This is a genomic window from Vibrio sp. 10N.261.55.A7 (genome assembly GCF_002877365.1).
Lineage (GTDB): Bacteria > Pseudomonadota > Gammaproteobacteria > Enterobacterales > Vibrionaceae > Vibrio.
The window spans coordinates 1-16,807 of sequence record NZ_MCWZ01000088.1 but is presented as its reverse complement, the minus strand read 5'-3'; the positions used below and the strand labels follow the sequence as shown (position 1 = coordinate 16,807).

Annotated in this window: 17 protein-coding genes; 6 read left to right on the top strand and 11 right to left on the bottom strand. The window is 41.6% G+C overall.

The window, feature by feature from the left end; all coding sequences use genetic code 11:
- Positions 1-5 precede the first annotated feature (5 nt).
- From BCU12_RS06730 to BCU12_RS06720, 3 genes are all read right to left on the bottom strand, one after another.
- Positions 6-1,253, bottom strand: coding sequence for an ABC transporter permease (locus tag BCU12_RS06730; protein WP_102403582.1), 1,248 nt, complete (start codon positions 1,251-1,253; stop codon positions 6-8).
- 89 nt (positions 1,254-1,342) lie between these two features.
- Entirely contained in the window at positions 1,343-2,383 is a 1,041-nt protein-coding gene (locus BCU12_RS06725; protein ID WP_102403581.1) for an ABC transporter substrate-binding protein, read from the bottom strand.
- Positions 2,384-2,403: 20 nt separating this feature from the next.
- Complete coding sequence (locus BCU12_RS06720) at positions 2,404-3,501, bottom strand: ABC transporter ATP-binding protein (protein WP_102403580.1); 1,098 nt, start codon at positions 3,499-3,501, stop codon at positions 2,404-2,406.
- 459 nt (positions 3,502-3,960) lie between these two features.
- Here BCU12_RS06720 and BCU12_RS06715 point away from each other — a divergent pair, with 459 nt between their 5' ends.
- From BCU12_RS06715 to lhgO, 4 genes are all read left to right on the top strand, one after another.
- Positions 3,961-4,698 carry an SDR family oxidoreductase gene (locus BCU12_RS06715; RefSeq protein WP_102403583.1) on the top strand — a complete coding sequence of 246 codons (738 nt, stop codon included), beginning with the start codon at positions 3,961-3,963 and terminating at the stop codon, positions 4,696-4,698.
- A gap of 89 nt (positions 4,699-4,787) precedes the next feature.
- Positions 4,788-6,239: an NAD-dependent succinate-semialdehyde dehydrogenase gene (locus BCU12_RS06710; protein ID WP_102403579.1), complete on the top strand. Its 1,452-nt coding sequence runs from the start codon at positions 4,788-4,790 to the stop codon at positions 6,237-6,239.
- A gap of 51 nt (positions 6,240-6,290) precedes the next feature.
- Positions 6,291-7,604: an aspartate aminotransferase family protein gene (locus BCU12_RS06705; protein ID WP_102403578.1), complete on the top strand. Its 1,314-nt coding sequence runs from the start codon at positions 6,291-6,293 to the stop codon at positions 7,602-7,604.
- Positions 7,605-7,659: 55 nt separating this feature from the next.
- The gene (lhgO, locus tag BCU12_RS06700) at positions 7,660-8,874 is read left to right on the top strand and encodes an L-2-hydroxyglutarate oxidase (protein ID WP_102403577.1); all 1,215 of its coding nucleotides are present in this window, start codon (positions 7,660-7,662) and stop codon (positions 8,872-8,874) included.
- Positions 8,875-9,448: 574 nt separating this feature from the next.
- Here the strand turns inward: lhgO and BCU12_RS06695 are convergent.
- Together BCU12_RS06695 and BCU12_RS06690 are read right to left on the bottom strand one after the other, a co-directional pair.
- Positions 9,449-9,895 (bottom strand): YtoQ family protein, encoded by a 447-nt coding sequence (locus BCU12_RS06695; RefSeq protein ID WP_102403576.1) that lies wholly within the window; start codon positions 9,893-9,895, stop codon positions 9,449-9,451.
- 18 nt (positions 9,896-9,913) lie between these two features.
- Positions 9,914-10,219 carry a putative quinol monooxygenase gene (locus BCU12_RS06690; protein WP_102403575.1) on the bottom strand — a complete coding sequence of 102 codons (306 nt, stop codon included), beginning with the start codon at positions 10,217-10,219 and terminating at the stop codon, positions 9,914-9,916.
- A gap of 106 nt (positions 10,220-10,325) precedes the next feature.
- Between BCU12_RS06690 and BCU12_RS06685 the strand changes: the two genes are divergently transcribed.
- Positions 10,326-10,715, top strand: coding sequence for a VOC family protein (locus BCU12_RS06685; RefSeq protein ID WP_102403574.1), 390 nt, complete (start codon positions 10,326-10,328; stop codon positions 10,713-10,715).
- 123 nt (positions 10,716-10,838) lie between these two features.
- A complete protein-coding gene (locus BCU12_RS23440) occupies positions 10,839-10,976 on the top strand; it encodes a hypothetical protein (protein ID WP_198599269.1) in 138 nt (45 codons plus the stop codon).
- Between the two features lie 169 nt (positions 10,977-11,145).
- Here the strand turns inward: BCU12_RS23440 and BCU12_RS06680 are convergent, their stop codons facing one another.
- From BCU12_RS06680 to BCU12_RS06655, 6 genes are all read right to left on the bottom strand, one after another.
- Positions 11,146-12,162 carry a LacI family DNA-binding transcriptional regulator gene (locus BCU12_RS06680; RefSeq protein ID WP_102403573.1) on the bottom strand — a complete coding sequence of 339 codons (1,017 nt, stop codon included), beginning with the start codon at positions 12,160-12,162 and terminating at the stop codon, positions 11,146-11,148.
- 91 nt (positions 12,163-12,253) lie between these two features.
- Positions 12,254-13,060: a chitin disaccharide deacetylase gene (gene chbG / locus BCU12_RS06675; protein WP_102403572.1), complete on the bottom strand. Its 807-nt coding sequence runs from the start codon at positions 13,058-13,060 to the stop codon at positions 12,254-12,256.
- A 40-nt stretch (positions 13,061-13,100) separates the two neighbouring features.
- A complete protein-coding gene (locus BCU12_RS06670) occupies positions 13,101-14,426 on the bottom strand; it encodes a 6-phospho-beta-glucosidase (RefSeq protein ID WP_102403571.1) in 1,326 nt (441 codons plus the stop codon).
- 9 nt (positions 14,427-14,435) lie between these two features.
- On the bottom strand, positions 14,436-14,744 hold the full coding sequence (locus tag BCU12_RS06665) for a PTS lactose/cellobiose transporter subunit IIA (protein WP_102403570.1): 309 nt from the start codon (positions 14,742-14,744) through the stop codon (positions 14,436-14,438).
- Between the two features lie 129 nt (positions 14,745-14,873).
- On the bottom strand, positions 14,874-16,208 hold the full coding sequence (locus tag BCU12_RS06660; protein ID WP_102403569.1) for a PTS sugar transporter subunit IIC: 1,335 nt from the start codon (positions 16,206-16,208) through the stop codon (positions 14,874-14,876).
- A gap of 91 nt (positions 16,209-16,299) precedes the next feature.
- Positions 16,300-16,605, bottom strand: a complete 306-nt coding sequence (locus BCU12_RS06655) for a PTS sugar transporter subunit IIB (RefSeq protein WP_102403568.1) — start codon at positions 16,603-16,605, stop codon at positions 16,300-16,302.
- Between the last annotated feature and the right edge of the window lie 202 nt (positions 16,606-16,807).

Sequence of the window (16,807 nt, the reverse complement as noted above, 5' to 3'; positions counted from 1 at the left end):
TTTGATCAACAACGCCAGAGTTTAATGTAAATTATAAATAGGATTCCACTTACAATCATCAATAAAATACCAAGAGCTGAAGCCATTCCCCAATTGATGACCTGGTTCGTATAATATGCAATAAAATAGCCAATCATTTGATCATCTGCACCACCAACCAATGAAGGAGTTATGTAATATCCTAAAGCCAGTATAAAGCAAAGTAGACCTCCAGCAGCGACACCTGGAAGTGTTTGAGGTATGTAAACTCGAACAAAAGCCACAACGGGGTGAGCGCCTAAACTTAATGCCGCTTTCATATAAACAGGAGAAATAGATTTCATTACACTGTAAAGTGAAAGAACCATAAAGGGTAATAATAGATGAACCATCGCAATGTAAACTGCTGGTCGATCATATAGCATATCTAGGGGCTGAGTAATAAGGCTAACATCCATTAGCATTGTATTAACAACACCATTTTTTTGTAGCAAAACCATCCAGGCGCTAGTTCTAACTAGCAGTGAAGTCCAAAAAGGTAATAGTAGAGCAATCATTAATATACCACTCCATTTTTTTTCGGAGTTGGCAATGAAATGAGCAATAGGGTAACCGATTATCAGACAAATGAAGGTCACTACAAATGATATCCAAAGCGTACGAACGAATATGCTTTTATAAATTGCTTTGTCTTCTGTAACTGAGACAATACTTCCTTCATCATTAACAGTGTAATCAAGAGCAGCTAACAAGTAATGTGATGTTAGAGATGGTGCCGCTCTTTTAATTGCATGCCAAGTCGCAAGCTCACCCCATCTAGTATCAATTGAGATAAGCTTTTGTTTTATATCTTTCTCGATAGATAGGTTAACTTTAGATAGCGTTCTGGCTGTGCGATTTATCATACTCCGCATGCCTGACATCTCATAATTTAAACGCTTAGATACAGCTACGAGATCTTTGTTCTTCTTCGCAGTTTGTATGTCTTTAGCTACTAAATAAAAAATGTTGTCCTCTGGTAATGACGAACCGCTCCATTGCTCAATAGCTTCTGCAGTATTCGGCCAAACTGATTGTACTTCCGGGTTGTCAATACTTCGTGCCAGTAGTAATAACACAGGAACCAAAAAAACAATCAGTGTAAATAAAAAAAGCGGCGATACAAGTGCCATTGATTTTATATTTTGAAGTCGCTGTGAGCGACGTAATTTCGACTTTAGTAAAATCTGTTCAGTGCTTTTTTCATAACTCTCAACAGCTGTATTAGAAGACATACCCTCCCCCCCCCAAAAAAAATCAACCTACAACAAAATAGCTAATAGTAGGCGTGTTTTTAAATGCTGCCTAATATTTATATTGTTAACTACTTAACAACAAAAGCATTAAATCGTTCATTTAGCTCGTCTTGGTAATCAACCCAAAACTCAGTATTCTCACGAAGACCTACAGAAATATTATTTGGAGAAGTTGGTAGTTTGTTAGCAATATCTGCAGGAGTAGCTTCAATCACTAATTTATTTGGAATACCGTAAGGCATGTATTGTTGATATATCAGCGCAGGTTCTTTAGAGCTGGAGAATCCAATAAAGTCAAATGCTTTGTCTTTATTTTCACTACCTTTTACAACAGCCCAAGAGTCGACGGTATAAACATGACCATTCCATACAATCTCAAAGTTTTTTCCTTCTTTGACTGCATTGGAAATACGTCCGTTATAAGCAGTTGTCATGACTACATCCCCGGAAGCTAACCACTCTGGTGGCTGCGCACCAGCTTCCCACCACTGGACATGAGACTTTAGCTCTTCAAGCTTCGCAAATGCTCGATTGACGCCTTCCTCTGTTTCTAGAACATCATAAACGTCTTTTGGACTTACACCATCAGCCATTAGAGCAAATTCAAGATTCGCTTTGGCTCCCTTTCTAAGCCCTCGTTTGCCTGGGAACTTATCTACGTCCCAAAAGTCCGCCCAGCTTTGAGGTCCAACTACCAAGTTGTCCTTATTATAAGAAATCACATATGACCAGATAATGTGACCCACACCACATTCGCTTATCGCTGAATCAAGGAAATTATCTTTTCCACCTACACGGTCCCAATCTACTGGTTCGATTATCCCTTCTTCACATGCTTGAATCAGGTCTGGATCTTCAAGCTGTACAACATCCCAAGAGACAGCGTTACTATCAACCATCGCTTTAATCTTTGCCAAGCCACCATTATAAGTATCATCAACGATCTGTAGGTTCTCTTGCTTACTAAATGGGTCAAACATAGAGACTCTTTGAGCATTCTGTGCTGCTCCTCCAAACCCAACAACGGTTAATGGTCGAGCATTTACATTTTGACTTAACAAGATCGAAACTGAGACAGAAGCTGCAATAGATAGGAATTTACTATTCATGTTTTTCTCCGATTAGATTGTTACGCGGTTAGAATTCGGGCGTTATTTTGTGCAAAGCCTATCTCCAGCTCTTGGCCTCGCTGTAATGTACTGTGCAATGAATCAGTCGGAATCTTGACTGTAAAGTTAGATCCATCACTTCTCTGTAGTGACAGTCTTAAATGGTCACCGTGGTAAATGGTTTCCACAGCGCGAGCAGATATTTTATTTAAGGGATAACTTTCTGCATCAGTTGAAAGGACTTCTGCCTGTTCTGGTCGAATAGAAAGCTTAACTGAAGAACCTATGCTCAGCTTTTTATCATGATCTACCGTTACAATGGATCCGCAATTAAGTTTTACTTGGCAGCTTTCATCACTAACATTGGAGACATGCCCATCAAGCATATTAGTCTCACCGATAAAGTTAGCTACAAACTGATTGCTAGGATTGTTGTATAAAACATCAGGCTGATCAGCCTGCTGAATAATTCCATCATTAAATACAGCAATTCTGTCTGACATGATTAAGGCTTCATCCTGATCATGTGTAACGAAGACCATAGTTACGCCGAGGTTTTCATGTATATGTTTGAGTTCAAGCTGCATGTTCTCTCGTAGATTTTTGTCTAATGCACCGAGAGGTTCATCCAAGAGAACTAGCTTGGGTTCAAACACAAGTGCCCTTGCCAATGCAACACGCTGCTGTTGGCCACCAGAAAGCTGAGATGGCTTTCTGCTTGCAAAATCTCCTAAGTGGACCATATCCAGAGCTTTTTTAACCTTACTGGCCATTTCGTGCTTAGGGGCTTTTCTTACCTGTAAGGGAAAAGCAACGTTCTCTTCAACACTCATATGTGGGAAAAGTGCATAGTTTTGAAAGACCATGCCTATATCCCTTTTGTGTGGAGGTATCTTATTGATCACAGTTCCATTGAGACAAATGTCACCGTACGTAGGGGGCTCGAAACCTGCAAGCATCATAAGAGATGTACTTTTCCCAGATCCTGATGGACCCAAAAGGGTTAGAAACTCACCTCTACGAATCTTAAAATTCAAGTCTTTTACAACATAATTTTCGCCATCATAGCTTTTCTGTATTCCGTCAAAGCTAACAATGTGCTCAGCATTTGGGTCCATTACAGCCTCTCTTATTTCTTATCTATGGAATCAATTTAAAATGATAATTCCGCTATCGATCAAAGTTCTTACCTAACGTTTATTATATTTTTGGGGGGGTCAGCTATGATCTATTCTGAATCAAGCCTTTAACGCAGAGGTAACGTTCTTCTTCCTTGAGCAAGTATGTACATTGCTTATGTAAAGCTCCAAAGTACTGATCAACAAAACCCTGACACCGCTAAGATTTAACATTTATACTACATTATCTTTTATGATGCATCATAATATTTCTATATTCTTACCTATTATTTTTTCGATTGCGAAAAAAAACAAATAAAACAGTATCTTGAGCATTTATTGTATATATCCACTTTAAGATCTGGCTGTTTTTTATACAAAATATAGAGAGATTTGGTTGACCATTAAAGACGCGTAGGCTTATGATGCATCATAATGCACGCAATCTATGGGAATGACATGACAGAACAAAAAACTTTGCTTCTAACTGGAGGTAGTCGCGGCATAGGTCACGCGACAGTTAAGCATTTCAATGCAGCAGGATGGAAAGTAATTACTGCTTCGCGTCAGGAATTGAGTAGTGAGTGCCCTTGGTTAGAAGGGGAGGATAATCACATTCACCTGGACTTATCAGATATTGATGCAGTCTATTCGGCCATTGAAGAAATCAAAGAAAGGCTTGGTAATGGTAAATTGCATGCATTGGTGAACAACGCGGGGATTTCACCTAAGACAGATGAAGGATCACGAATGGGGGTCCTAGATACTGATTATGAAACTTGGTTAAAGGTTTTTAACGTGAATGTTTTCTCTACAGCTATTCTGGCGAGAGGTCTTATCAATGAATTACGCGAAGCAAAGGGAAGCATCATTAGTGTGACTTCTATTGCTGGTTCAAAAGTCCATCCTTTCGCTGGTGTTGCTTATGCATCATCAAAAGCTGCACTTGCTACCTTAACCAGAGAGTTAGCATTTGAGATGGGGGCTTCAGGTGTTCGTGCTAACTGTATCGCTCCTGGGGAAATTGAAACATCAATTCTTTCTCTTGGTACAGAAGATATAGTTTCCGCGCAGGTACCGATGAAAAGACTAGGTAAGCCAGAAGAGGTAGCCTCTCTAATTTACTTCTTATGCAATAGTGGAGCTAGTTACATTAATGGTTCTGAGATTCATGTAAACGGCGGTCAGCACGTTTAAATAATATTTTTTAGTTATTAGCTAGAGTTGGTATTGGTATTGGTATTGGTATTGGTATTGGTATTGGTATTGGTATTGGGGGTTTTAAAATGATTAATCTGAAAGATCAATCTCTTCTCAAAGATAAAAATTATATCGACGGTTCTTGGGTCGATGGCAAAAAGAAAATTACGGTTGCTAACCCATCTACATCAGATGTTATTACTGAAATTGCATGTGCTACATCTGAGGAAGCTAATAGTGCTGTGGAAGCAGCACACGTGGCTTTTAAAAGTTGGAGCAAAACTACTGCAAAGGAAAGATCTATCGTAATCAAAAGATGGTTCAACTTGATTATGGATCACTCTGATGATCTCGGCACATTGATGACCGCGGAACAAGGAAAACCTCATAGCGAAGCAGTTGCTGAAGTTGAATATGGGGCTGCTTTTGTTGAGTACTATGCTGAAGAAGCAAAGCGTGTAATGGGCAGTACAATTCCAACTGTTGCTAATAATCGCCGCCTGCAAACTTATAAGCAGGCAATTGGGGTTGTTGCTTGTATTACGCCATGGAACTTTCCTAGCGCAATGATTACCAGGAAAGTAGCCCCTGCAATTGCAGCTGGATGTACCGTGGTTATTAAGCCTGCGACTGAGACACCTCTATCTGCACTAGCTCTCTGTGAACTAGCAGAGAGAGCAGGTATCCCTGCTGGCGTAATTAACGTTATTGCAAGTTCCAGCAGTAGAGAAATTGGAAAGGTATTAACTACTCACCCTAAAGTTTCTAAGTTTACTTTCACAGGCTCAACGTCAGTAGGTAAAAAACTGATGGAACAGTGCGCTTCGACTGTAAAGAAAGTAGGTCTAGAACTTGGAGGAAATGCTCCATTCATCGTATTTGATGATGCTGACTTAGAAGCTGCTGTTGCTGATTGTATATCTACAAAATTCCGTAATTGTGGCCAAACATGCGTGTGTACAAACCGTATTTATTTACAAAGGAATATCGCGATAAAATTTGAAGAAATGCTTCTAGAAGGTATCAAAAATATTCAAGTTGGCGATGGGCTTAAACCGAATACTACGATGGGGCCTCTTATTAACAAAACCGCTGTTAATGATATGGAATCATTCGTAAATGATGCAGTTGAAAAAGGAGCGACTATTTTAACTGGTGGTAAAAAACATCAGTTGGAAGGGAACTACTTTGAGCCTACATTAATTAAAAATATTTCTTCATCAATGCGAATTGCGAATGAAGAAATTTTTGGGCCTATTGCTGCTGTACAGGTTTTTGATACAGAGGATGAGGTTATTAGCAAGGCAAATGATACTGAGTATGGCTTGGCAGCATACTTCTTTACTCGTGACATTGGTCGAGTGATTCGTCTATCTGAGGAGTTGGAGTATGGAATTGTTTGTTCTAACTCGGGAGTCTTTTCAACTGAGGTAGCACCTTTCGGAGGTTGGAAAGAATCTGGAATCGGGGCCGAAGGTGGTCAGGATGGTATCGCTGAATTTTATGAAACCAAGTTCCACTCTATGGGTGGAATTTAAGAAAGTTTCTAAATTAGCAAATTATAATTCCCAAAATTGTTGGAGAAAGAAATGATAGATATGAAAGCATTTTGGATGCCTTTTACTCCTAACGCAGCCTTTAAGTCCGCCCCTAGAATGGTTGAGTCCGCTAACGGCGTATTTTTAAAATCTTCAGATGGCCGCCAAGTAATCGACGCAACTGCAGGTCTTTGGTGTTCAAATGCAGGTCACTGTAGAACTGAAATAGCTGAAGCTGTTAATAAGCAATTACAAACACTGGATTTTAGTTCTATCTTCAACTTCAGTCACGAGCTGAGCTTTGAATACGCTAATCGCTTGATTAAGTATACGCCAGAAGGCCTAAATCATGTCTTCTTTGCTAATTCAGGATCTGAAGCGGTTGAAACCTCGCTCAAGATTGCTATGCAGTATTGGGATGCTAAAGGTAAGGGAACAAAAAAACGGTTTATTGGCCGAGATAAAGGATATCACGGCGTAAACTTTGGTGGTATTTCTGTTGGTGGTATCACGCCTAACTATAAAACCTTTGGTCAGTGGCTAATGGTAGACCACCTTCGTCATACATTGGACATTGAGCGTAACGCATTTTCAAAAGGGCTTCCTGAAAATGGTGTGGAATGGACCGAAGAACTAAATGATGTGATCGGTTTTCATGATGCTGAAACCATTGCTGCAGTAATCATTGAACCGATTGCGGGTGCTGGTGGTGTTATTCTACCACCCAAAGGCTACTTGAAACGAGTTAGGGAGATTTGTGATGAACACGGTATCCTACTGATTTTTGACGAAGTTATCTGTGGCTGGGGAAGAATAGGTAATTCCTTTGCATCAGTCGAGTTCGATGTGATTCCAGATATGATTACTTCGGCAAAAGGCTTAACAAATGCGACAGTTCCAATGTCCGCAGTTTTTGTACATGAGAAGATTTATTCTACGTGCATGGAAAAGGCTAAATCTCCAGTAGAGTTTTTCCATGGATACACCTATAGCGCCCATCCAGTAGCTTGTGCTGCAGGTATGGCAACATTAGATATCTATGAAAAAGAACAGCTACTAACACGAGCAAAAACATCGGGCGATATTGGTCACTATTGGCAGGAAGCTTTGCATTCTTTGGCTGACTTACCTCAGGTCATTGATATTCGAAATTATGGCTTACTCGGAGCTGTAGAGTTGAAGCCTAAAGACGGTGCAGTTGGTTCTTTAGGAGCTAAAGCTCTGGATGAATGTTGGAAGAAAGGTGTAATGGTTCGTGGAATTGGTGACGCTATTTGTATGTCCCCTCCACTTATCATTGAGAAAGAGCAGATTGATACTATTGTATCGGTTCTTCGCGATACTATTCCAGTAATTTCAGAATAACCCTTTTGAGGAGTTAAGGGTATATATCCTTAACTCTCTTTTTGGAGCAAGTAGAATGTACGATTTTATTGTTATTGGTGGCGGTATAGTAGGGTTGTCTACTGCTTTGCAGTTATTAAAGGATAACCCTGGTAAGAAAGTTGTAGTCATTGAAAAAGAGTCCAAGTTGGCAAGTCATCAAACAGGACATAACAGTGGAGTAATTCACGCAGGTATCTATTATGAACCTGGAAGCCTCAAAGCTAAGTTCTGTCGACAAGGTTTAGAGGATACTATTTCTTTTTGTAAAGAAAACAATATTCCATACGAACAGTGCGGTAAGCTACTAGTAGCGACAAACAGCATTGAACTTGAAAGGATGGACGCACTCTTTGTTAGAGCATTAACAAACGGGTTAGAAGTAGAAAAGCTAGATAAGGCTCAGCTCGAAGAGGCGGAGTCAAATATATCTGGTTTAGGGGCTATCTACCTTCGATCAACCAGCATAGTTGATTATGTTAAGCTCTGTTATGTGGTTGCAGATAAAATTAAGAAGCTCGATGGTCTCATATTACTTAACACTAAAGTAAAGTCGATATATGAAGACGAAAATAAAGTTGAAGTTCAGGTATCAGATACAGATGGTAGAAAGTTAATCGAAGGAAATTTTCTTGTAAGTTGTGCAGGCTTAATGGCTGACAGAATTGTTCGAATGATTGGTATAAAACCTGATTTTCAAATAATTCCTTATCGAGGTGAGTATTATCAGCTACCTCCAACTCATAATGATGTCGTAAAGCACCTTATATATCCTATACCTGATCCAGACCTGCCATTCTTAGGTGTTCATCTGACTAAGATGATTGATGGAACTGTTACTGTTGGTCCAAATGCAGTACAAGGGTGGAAAAGAGAAGGGTACGGAAAAATAAACATTTCACTTGTTGATTCTTTTGAAATGTTAACCTTTTCAGGCTTCTGGAAGGTAACCTTTAATAATCTAAGGACAGGGTTGTCAGAGTTCAAAGATTCATTACATAAGAATGGCTATTTACAACGTGTAAAGAAGTACCTGCCATCTATTAAGGCATCGGATTTGCGTCCTTACCCTGCTGGAGTAAGAGCTCAAGCGGTTATGAACGATGGACGCCTAGTACATGATTTCTTATTCAAGGAAACAACTAGAAGTTTACATGTTTGCAATGCGCCTTCACCTGCGGCAACTTCCGCCTTCCCAATAGGGTCCTATATTTCTAATAAAGCAACTCAGAAAAGTAAAACTCTCAAGTAAGTTGTATGCTAAATGTATTATGATAGGTGGCGTTTGGATCAGTATAATGCAGCGTTTTAGTTGAAAATCACCCTCTACAACATGACCTCGTAAATAGTTCTGTGTATGGAATAGCAACCACATCACTAGACTACACATCGGTTACCCAAGATTGATTTGGAACTTGTGGGTTAAAGTCCCTTTCCAGTTTATATTGGATAACAATATCCTCAGTTTCGAACTGGCTCTTGGCTTTCGGTATCCTCTTTGGGATTACAGCCCTTCTCGTTTCATCAAGTGATAAGCTTGAATGATACCGCATATTTCCCCTTCATCTCACAAGTCATAATGTATCTTTCAATACCCAAACATGCAGCCAGATTCGAGCCAAAATTGTTTAATCAGTCCGAGAAGATATTTACGCCGCCTTTCTTGCCTGCACTCGGGATTCATTAGCCATGCACAAAATCACGTGGATGGACATCAAGCACTCGACACATTCTCCGCAAAGTCCAAACCTCTAAATAAGAAGCATAATCGATGATCATAAAAGTGGAATGCATGTCTGATTTTTTTGCGTAGAGCTAATCGGCACTTAAGCGCGCGTTATGTAGCTCAACAGCTCTACAATTTGACTTGGCGATTCAGCCCAAGCCATAGCAGCAGCATCGACCTCTTTCAGCGGATGAATTAACGAGTCATCATGAAGCGTAATGTAGGGCTTATCCAAAGCGGACAGCACACCTGCATCAAAAGCCGCGTTCCACTGTTTGTATTTATCACCAAACCGAACCACACCTATATCGCACTGTTTAATTAGGGTTTTCACTTTTATTGCGTTCACTTTGGATGACTGGTGGTCACGCCAAAACTGTTGTTCATTCTGTCGCAGAAGATCACCTGCCGCATCGCTCGATTCGTGATCCGTATTCGCGGAGACAAACTCGATATTTAGATCCCGTTCTTGGCAACCATTGATGATCTGCTCTCGCCAGTCAGTGTGGATTTCTCCACTCAAATATACGTTCCATAATTTAGTCATCGCCTTGCTTCCTTTTGTTTAATTGTTATTTTTTGGCCTTGCCACAACATCCGTTCGAATGACCGATTGTTCAATCACCATATCACCAAGCTGTTCTCTACTGTGTAAATAATGAGGTGTTTGCTTATGCAGCAATAGAGCTTCTGGGTTGGCGTATATCTCATAAAGGTAGAACACGCCCGATCTTTCCTTGTCTTGAATGATATCAAATTGATAGCAGCCTTCTTCATCCGTCACTGACTTTAACGCGTTCTCCGTCATGATATTTTTGTATCGTAACTCATCTTCAACGGCGACTCTGTTCATCACGATGATGCAGTACATGTCCACTCTCTTTGTTGATTTCTAGATTCCTTAACTCAAACATTGTTGCAAATTTTACCACTAATTGTATACAATTATTTCAATTCGATTCTTAGGATGAAAAATAATGACCAGACCAGAACCCTTTCTAGGGATGAAACACTTAGCACTTGTCGTCAGCAAATTCGAAGAGTGTGAGTACTTCTACACAGAAATCATAGGCATGAAGGTACTGAGGCGAGCGAACAACAACTTGGTCTACCTAACGCTAGGTCAAGACAACCTCTCTCTAGGAAGAGCTCACGCCAGTCGAGTACACTCAGAGACGAGTGTTGACCATTTCGGGTTTATGGTTAGGAGTAAAGAAGAATTAAATCAATGGTTTGAATTCATGAAAGAACAAGGGGTAACGTTACTAGATACACCACATGACCATAGTGATGGCGCGAGAAGCTTTCACTGCCTCGATCCCGAGGGACATGTTGTTCAGCCCCTATATCATCCTAGTACGCTGTAAGGTAAATAGTCTGATCGGCTAGCTCATACCGTCATCTACGCCTACACTTTTAATGTCATGGAGGATGTGACTCAAGTCTGATTCCTTTACTTTGCCGTATAAATTGTTACTAGAGGTTTAAAGATGGCGATAAATAAATACTTCGTTTTTGTTCCACAAGATGTGACTAATGAAGCACACATGGAACTCAGTAAAACGCAAGAAGCTGAAACTCTACGTCAAAGGCTATTAAAAGAAGCACAAGAACAAGGCGGATTCTAAATATTTGTCCTTTCAACTAAGGTGCACGGCAAGGCTTACAATAAAAAGCACGCTATTTCGTAAAGAGATAAGCGTGCTTTTTTGATCTGTTTGACCTGTCCTAAATAAGGTTTGAAACCGTTTAGCGTGAAAGCATCATGTTCTTTCGAGTAGATAGCCCCGCTTTACACTATTGCTCTTGCACGACCGCTTTTATACGTCTGTCTGCATTTCGAAGACGTAGCTCTGCTGAGAAATGCCTTTCTCCACTATTGTCTACGCAATTGATGAGGTTCATCAAACGCTCTACAGCTGTTCTCGCCATTTGGCTAATCGGGAAATGCACGGCAGACACTTTAGGGTACGTTGCCTCGCAAAGATCGACACTATCGAAGCTCATTACCGATACTTGCCCTGGCACCTGGATTCCATTTTCATGCAGATATTGAAGCGCGCCAACGGTCATTTCTTCACTACAGGAAAAGAGAGCCGTTAAGTTGGGGTTATTCTTAAACAAAGCTTCAGCCGCAATGTAACCACTGTGTCGGCCATAGTTGCCTTCTTCGACGTAAGAGTCTAAAACGGTTAAACCGGCTTTCTCCATTGAATCGAGATAGCCTTGTTTTCGTTGCAAGCTGTTATAACGAGAATATGGCCCAGAGATACAACCTATTGCTTGGTGTCCAAGATCTATCAATCGATTCACAGCCATTGAGCTAGCAGCGTGATGATCAAAAGTCACACATCTATCTTCTAGCCCTTCGACTTCTCTATCCAAAAGCACAAACGGCGTCGGCTGCTTCGCTAACTCTCGTAACTCATCATCACTTAAGTATCGGCTGTGTAATACATACCCATCGCAGCGTAAGTCATGAAAGCGCTGAATCGCCTCTCGCTCACCTTCAGCGGTATTGTGGCCTTGAGCCGTAATGAGAAACTTACTGTGTGAGTCGAGTTCACCTTGTACTTTCTCCATCATTTCGCCGAAGAATCCACCCGTGTAGTAGGTGACTAGCAACCCGACCATATTAGAAGAAGAGGTTGCCAAAGAGCGGGCAATTGCACTTGGGCGATAGTTAAGTTGAGCCATCGCCTGCTCTACTTTCAACCGAGTTTCTTCTCGAAATTTGCCTTCGCCATTAATGATTCGAGATACCGTAGAGCGATTCACGCCAGCTAATTCAGCGACATCTTTAATTCTTGCCATAGTTGGACTTAATTCTCTCTTAAATTGTTGATAGTAAAAAAGGCTGCCAGTACGCTAAGGTGAGTCTAGGGGGCGAAACTGGCAGCCATAATCATACACCTTCCTTTGAAATCATAGAATCGAACTCAGAGTAATCCGTGACCTCAATACCATGCAGGTGCAACCTTTGTTTAAGCCTTGGATCCGTCAATACATTGAGCTCTTGCGCTCTTTGATGACGATAACTGGACAAAGATTCAAGATGCGCATCAACGTAAGCAGGGTGACACATTACCTCCACCAAATCGTACTCCTCTTTCAAGCTCACTAGATGAGTGACTAACTGATCGAGCGTCGCCTTTTCATCATAAAACTTATCAGTAAATAGGTATCGATACCCAAACTGTTCCAAACTTGGTATGCCTACTCTTCGAAGAGGGACTTGATATTCATTGGCAACCCGCTCAACAACAGGGAGTATTTGAGGGTGCGTGTGCGCATGGTGGTGACTGTCAATGTGACTGAGTTCGATCCCCAAGCTCAAAAAACGTTCTACTTGAGCGACCACTTCGTCATAAACAGCGGCAGAATCAAAATCCCTTTTACTCCAAAACTCATTTTGTTTCGGAAACTGAGGGGTTGCCACTTCTTCTTCACCATGAGCAGCCTCTGTGCCGCTCAAACGCTTGCTCGCACGCAAACAGACATGCTTAGTCAACGGCTCTCCAGCGGTGAATCGCAAATGTAGGCCAACCTTCAAGTCTGGATAGTCACTTAAAAGAGAGACGGCATGGCTTTCTTCTTCGGCACCTACCATTAGGGTTGCTGAATTCACCACCCCATTTTTGTGTGATTGAACCGTTCCGTTATTCACGCCACGAGTCAAACCAAAATCATCCGCATTGAATATGACTTTCATATCACCTCTAGATTTTTAATACCCAGTATCAATCTACTTATTATTTCACTGGACTGGGTGAGAATTGGGGTAAATAGTCTGAGTTTTCTCGCAAAATATCATTTAAGATCGCTTTGGCTCGTGTGATATCAGGCACTAATGGGTTAGTGGCTAGCGCCATTAGCGCTTGCTCTTTGTCACCATGAACCGCTGCTTCTATCGCCATTTGCTCATACGCTTTCACCTGATGCAACAAGCCACTTATCTTCGGTGATAAATCGCCTACAGATAAAGGTTTTGCGCCCCAACTGCCCACGACGGCGCTGCATTCAATCACGGCGTCATTGGGTAAGGTGTTGATCGCCCCATTATTCTGAACGTTAACAACATGAATGCTGTTCTTGTTGTTGTAAATCGCATCAACAAGATTAAGGGACGCATCTGAATAATAAGCCCCGCCACGCTCTTCTAACTGCTTAGGTTTCTCCGCTAGATTTTCGTCTTTGTACAGTTCAAATAGCGCTTTTTCCGTTTCCATGACTTGTTCAGCCCGTGTGCCCTGCTCTTCCGCTGACTGCTTCTCTTCCGCCAGCATCGCATCGGTTTGATAGAAGTAACGGTGGTAAGGGCAAGGAATCGCACCTAATGCTTCTAAGAACGCTGGATCCCAAGGTTCTTCAAAGATATTCGTCATACTGAAGTTAGCACCATCGCCGACTTTCTGTAACACAATATCGGTGATGTCTTCGCCTTTGAGCCACGCTTTATGTACCCATACAAGGTGGTTCAAACCAGAAAATTCGAGCTGCAACTCTTTAGGCTCGCAGTCCATCATTTCAGCAATCATCATCTCCATTGAGACAGGAACGTTACATAAGCCGATGCTTTTTACTTTGCTGTATTTAGCAATCGCTTCGGTCACCAAACCCGCTGGATTCGTGAAATTCAACATCCAAGCATTTGGTGCAAGCTCTTCAATGTCGCGGCAAATATCCAAAATAACAGGAATAGTTCGAAGCGCCTTGGCAAAACCGCCTGGCCCTGTTGTTTCTTGGCCGATCACGTCATATTTGAGCGGAATACGCTCGTCACAAGCTCTGGCATAGAGCCCACCAACCCGGAATTGGGTCATGATAAAATCGGCGCCCTTGATCGCTTCTCTGCGATCAAAACCTGATTTAATTTCTATGCTCGCCCCTACTTTTGCGACCATGCGCTTTGATAGGGCTTCAATGATGTCGAGCTTCTCTTTTCCCGCTTCAACATCGACAAAATGTATCTCTTTGACTGGTAGATACTCTAGTCGCTTTAAAACGCCTTCGACCAACTCTGGGGTATAACTGCTCCCGCCACCGATGATGGCAAGTTTTAATGCATCTTTACTCATGACGATTCCCTACTTAGCTATGTGTTTGTGTAGTGCGACCATTTCTGTTGCCATTTCTTGCGCTAGGATTGTCGTCATTAGATGATCTTGCGCGTGAACCATCACCAATGTCATTGCGACTTTTCCTTCTCCTTGGTCCTGTTCAATAAGTTGAGTTTGAGTCAAGTGAGCCTTGTTAAGACACTCTTTAGCACTCGCCAACGCATTTTCGGCGCCATCGAAATCTTGTTCACGAGACAATCGCAATGCTTCATAACAAAGGCTTCTTGCCTCTCCTGCGTTACAGATAATTTCCATTACTACTAATTCTTGATCCACAACTTTCTCCTAAATTCTCAATACGATGGTTGCTGAATCGACCGTCTTACTTCTGTATCAACTAAGCTCTCTGATACGACCGCGCCGATGCAGCGACCATTGGTGACTACTTCAAGTGATTCCGTTTAGTTACGCCGTAACACCTTGACCCACGACTTCCTCTGTCTTAATGCTTTCAGCCGCTGTTTCTTCCTCTTGCTCAAGGATCTGTTTCTCAAACATCTTGAAAAATGGCAGATAAATAAAGAGGTCAAGAATTAGTAGGCCGCCCACTAAGAACACCGGTGATAATGTCCAACCTGATCCCCAAGACGCGCCGATGATGGCGGGCGTTGTCCAAGGTGTCGTTGCGACCCCCATGCCCACAAAACCAAGGTGCACGGCAAAATAGGCAATGGTTGCGTTGATGATTGGCGCAAATACAAACGGTAGGAACAAGATAGGATTCATCACTATTGGGCTACCAAAAATAACAGGCTCGTTAATCTGGAATAACCCCGGAACCGCACTCATTCGACCAATACTTTTTAAGTGAGCAGAGCGGCTAAACGACATCAGTAATACCAACGCCAATGTCGCACCAGACCCACCAATGAAGATGTAAAAATCCCAGAATGGTTGAGTAAAGATGTTCTGTACTGGTTGGTCGTTGACAAATGCGTCTATGTTCGCGCTGATATTTGTAAGGAAAATTGGTGACAGTAGGCCCACAACAATTGCTGCGCCATGAATCCCTGCAAACCAAAGCAGCTGACACACCAATAGCGCACCAATAATGGCAGGTAAGGTGTTCGATGCACTGATAAGCGGTTTGAACATCGCCATAACAGCATCAGGAATCAACATATCAAATTGTATTTGTACAAAGAGACTCAACGGGTATAGCGTGACAAAAATTGCCAATACCGGTAAGAGAACTTCAAACGAGCGCGCAATTGCTGGTGGAACCTGTTCTGGCATACGAATGGTTATGTTGTGCTTCTTCATAAATCGATACAGCTCGACTGAAAAGAATGCACACATCACTGCGGTAAAGATCCCCGTCCCGCCCATGTGTGACATCGCCAAAGCACCATCTTTTGCTGGCGCTGCGACGAGCAAGAAACTCATCAGAGACAGCACTGCACTGGTGATTCCATCCATTTTATAGGCTTTCGCTAAACTGTAAGCGACACCTAATGAGACGAATATCGTCATAATGCCCATCGACATATTGAACGGCATCATGATGAGATCAAAATTCTGCGTTGCAAAATCTAGCCAAACTCGGCCGAATGCATTTTGTGTATCTTCAGCAAACGGGGGAAAAGCAAAAATTAGAATAAAACTGCCCACAATAATAAATGGCATTGCTACAATAAATCCATCACGCATTGCTCGAACATGAGGTTGATTACCAACCTTAGCGGCTAATGGCGCGATATGTTTTTCAACAAACCCTATTATCGCATCATAAAGCTTCATAGCTTACTTCCTTATATTTATTTAAAACGAACGAGTCCGCACTATATTTATATATAGTGTTAAATATTTAATTATTAGTTTTACAAAGGGTTTAGTTGATTAAGCTCAGCGCTTGATCAAGTACAACATCACCTTTCATCATTCCGTAATCTTGAGGTGATATTGCAGCAATGTTTTTTCCATGCTCTGCCGCGGTTTTCCCCAACTCTTCCAGTTGAAATCTCACTTGTGGTCCGAGTAGGCACACATCAAAATCAGCAATCACTTCATTGAAGGAACTAACAGACTGCGCCTCTATATGGCACTCTATGCCTCTGCTCGCAGCGGATTGCTCCATTTTCTTGACTAGCATGCTCGTTGACATACCCGCACTACAACATAATAAGATCTTCTTCATATTCCTCTCCCTATTGATCATTTATCAGCTTGAACAAACTGTATCAAAATTAATCGTCGCACAAAAGCGCAACCGGTTGCGTTAAGCGTGAACAACATCCCAAATTTCGATCTAAATAGTGAATCGAGCCTATAATCAATAGAATTCACTTCGGTATTCTATATCTAGTTAAATTGGCTTAGTTGAAGAATTAGAACATCAC

Coding starts and splice junctions, on each gene's coding strand:
- BCU12_RS06730 (WP_102403582.1), bottom strand. CDS start 1,253: ATGTCTTCTAATACAGCTGTTGAGAGTTATGAAAAAAGCACTGAACAG.
- BCU12_RS06725 (WP_102403581.1), bottom strand. CDS start 2,383: ATGAATAGTAAATTCCTATCTATTGCAGCTTCTGTCTCAGTTTCGATC.
- BCU12_RS06720 (WP_102403580.1), bottom strand. CDS start 3,501: ATGGACCCAAATGCTGAGCACATTGTTAGCTTTGACGGAATACAGAAA.
- BCU12_RS06715 (WP_102403583.1), top strand. CDS start 3,961: ATGACAGAACAAAAAACTTTGCTTCTAACTGGAGGTAGTCGCGGCATA.
- BCU12_RS06710 (WP_102403579.1), top strand. CDS start 4,788: ATGATTAATCTGAAAGATCAATCTCTTCTCAAAGATAAAAATTATATC.
- BCU12_RS06705 (WP_102403578.1), top strand. CDS start 6,291: ATGATAGATATGAAAGCATTTTGGATGCCTTTTACTCCTAACGCAGCC.
- lhgO (WP_102403577.1), top strand. CDS start 7,660: ATGTACGATTTTATTGTTATTGGTGGCGGTATAGTAGGGTTGTCTACT.
- BCU12_RS06695 (WP_102403576.1), bottom strand. CDS start 9,895: ATGACTAAATTATGGAACGTATATTTGAGTGGAGAAATCCACACTGAC.
- BCU12_RS06690 (WP_102403575.1), bottom strand. CDS start 10,219: ATGTACTGCATCATCGTGATGAACAGAGTCGCCGTTGAAGATGAGTTA.
- BCU12_RS06685 (WP_102403574.1), top strand. CDS start 10,326: ATGACCAGACCAGAACCCTTTCTAGGGATGAAACACTTAGCACTTGTC.
- BCU12_RS23440 (WP_198599269.1), top strand. CDS start 10,839: ATGGCGATAAATAAATACTTCGTTTTTGTTCCACAAGATGTGACTAAT.
- BCU12_RS06680 (WP_102403573.1), bottom strand. CDS start 12,162: ATGGCAAGAATTAAAGATGTCGCTGAATTAGCTGGCGTGAATCGCTCT.
- chbG (WP_102403572.1), bottom strand. CDS start 13,060: ATGAAAGTCATATTCAATGCGGATGATTTTGGTTTGACTCGTGGCGTG.
- BCU12_RS06670 (WP_102403571.1), bottom strand. CDS start 14,426: ATGAGTAAAGATGCATTAAAACTTGCCATCATCGGTGGCGGGAGCAGT.
- BCU12_RS06660 (WP_102403569.1), bottom strand. CDS start 16,208: ATGAAGCTTTATGATGCGATAATAGGGTTTGTTGAAAAACATATCGCG.
- BCU12_RS06655 (WP_102403568.1), bottom strand. CDS start 16,605: ATGAAGAAGATCTTATTATGTTGTAGTGCGGGTATGTCAACGAGCATG.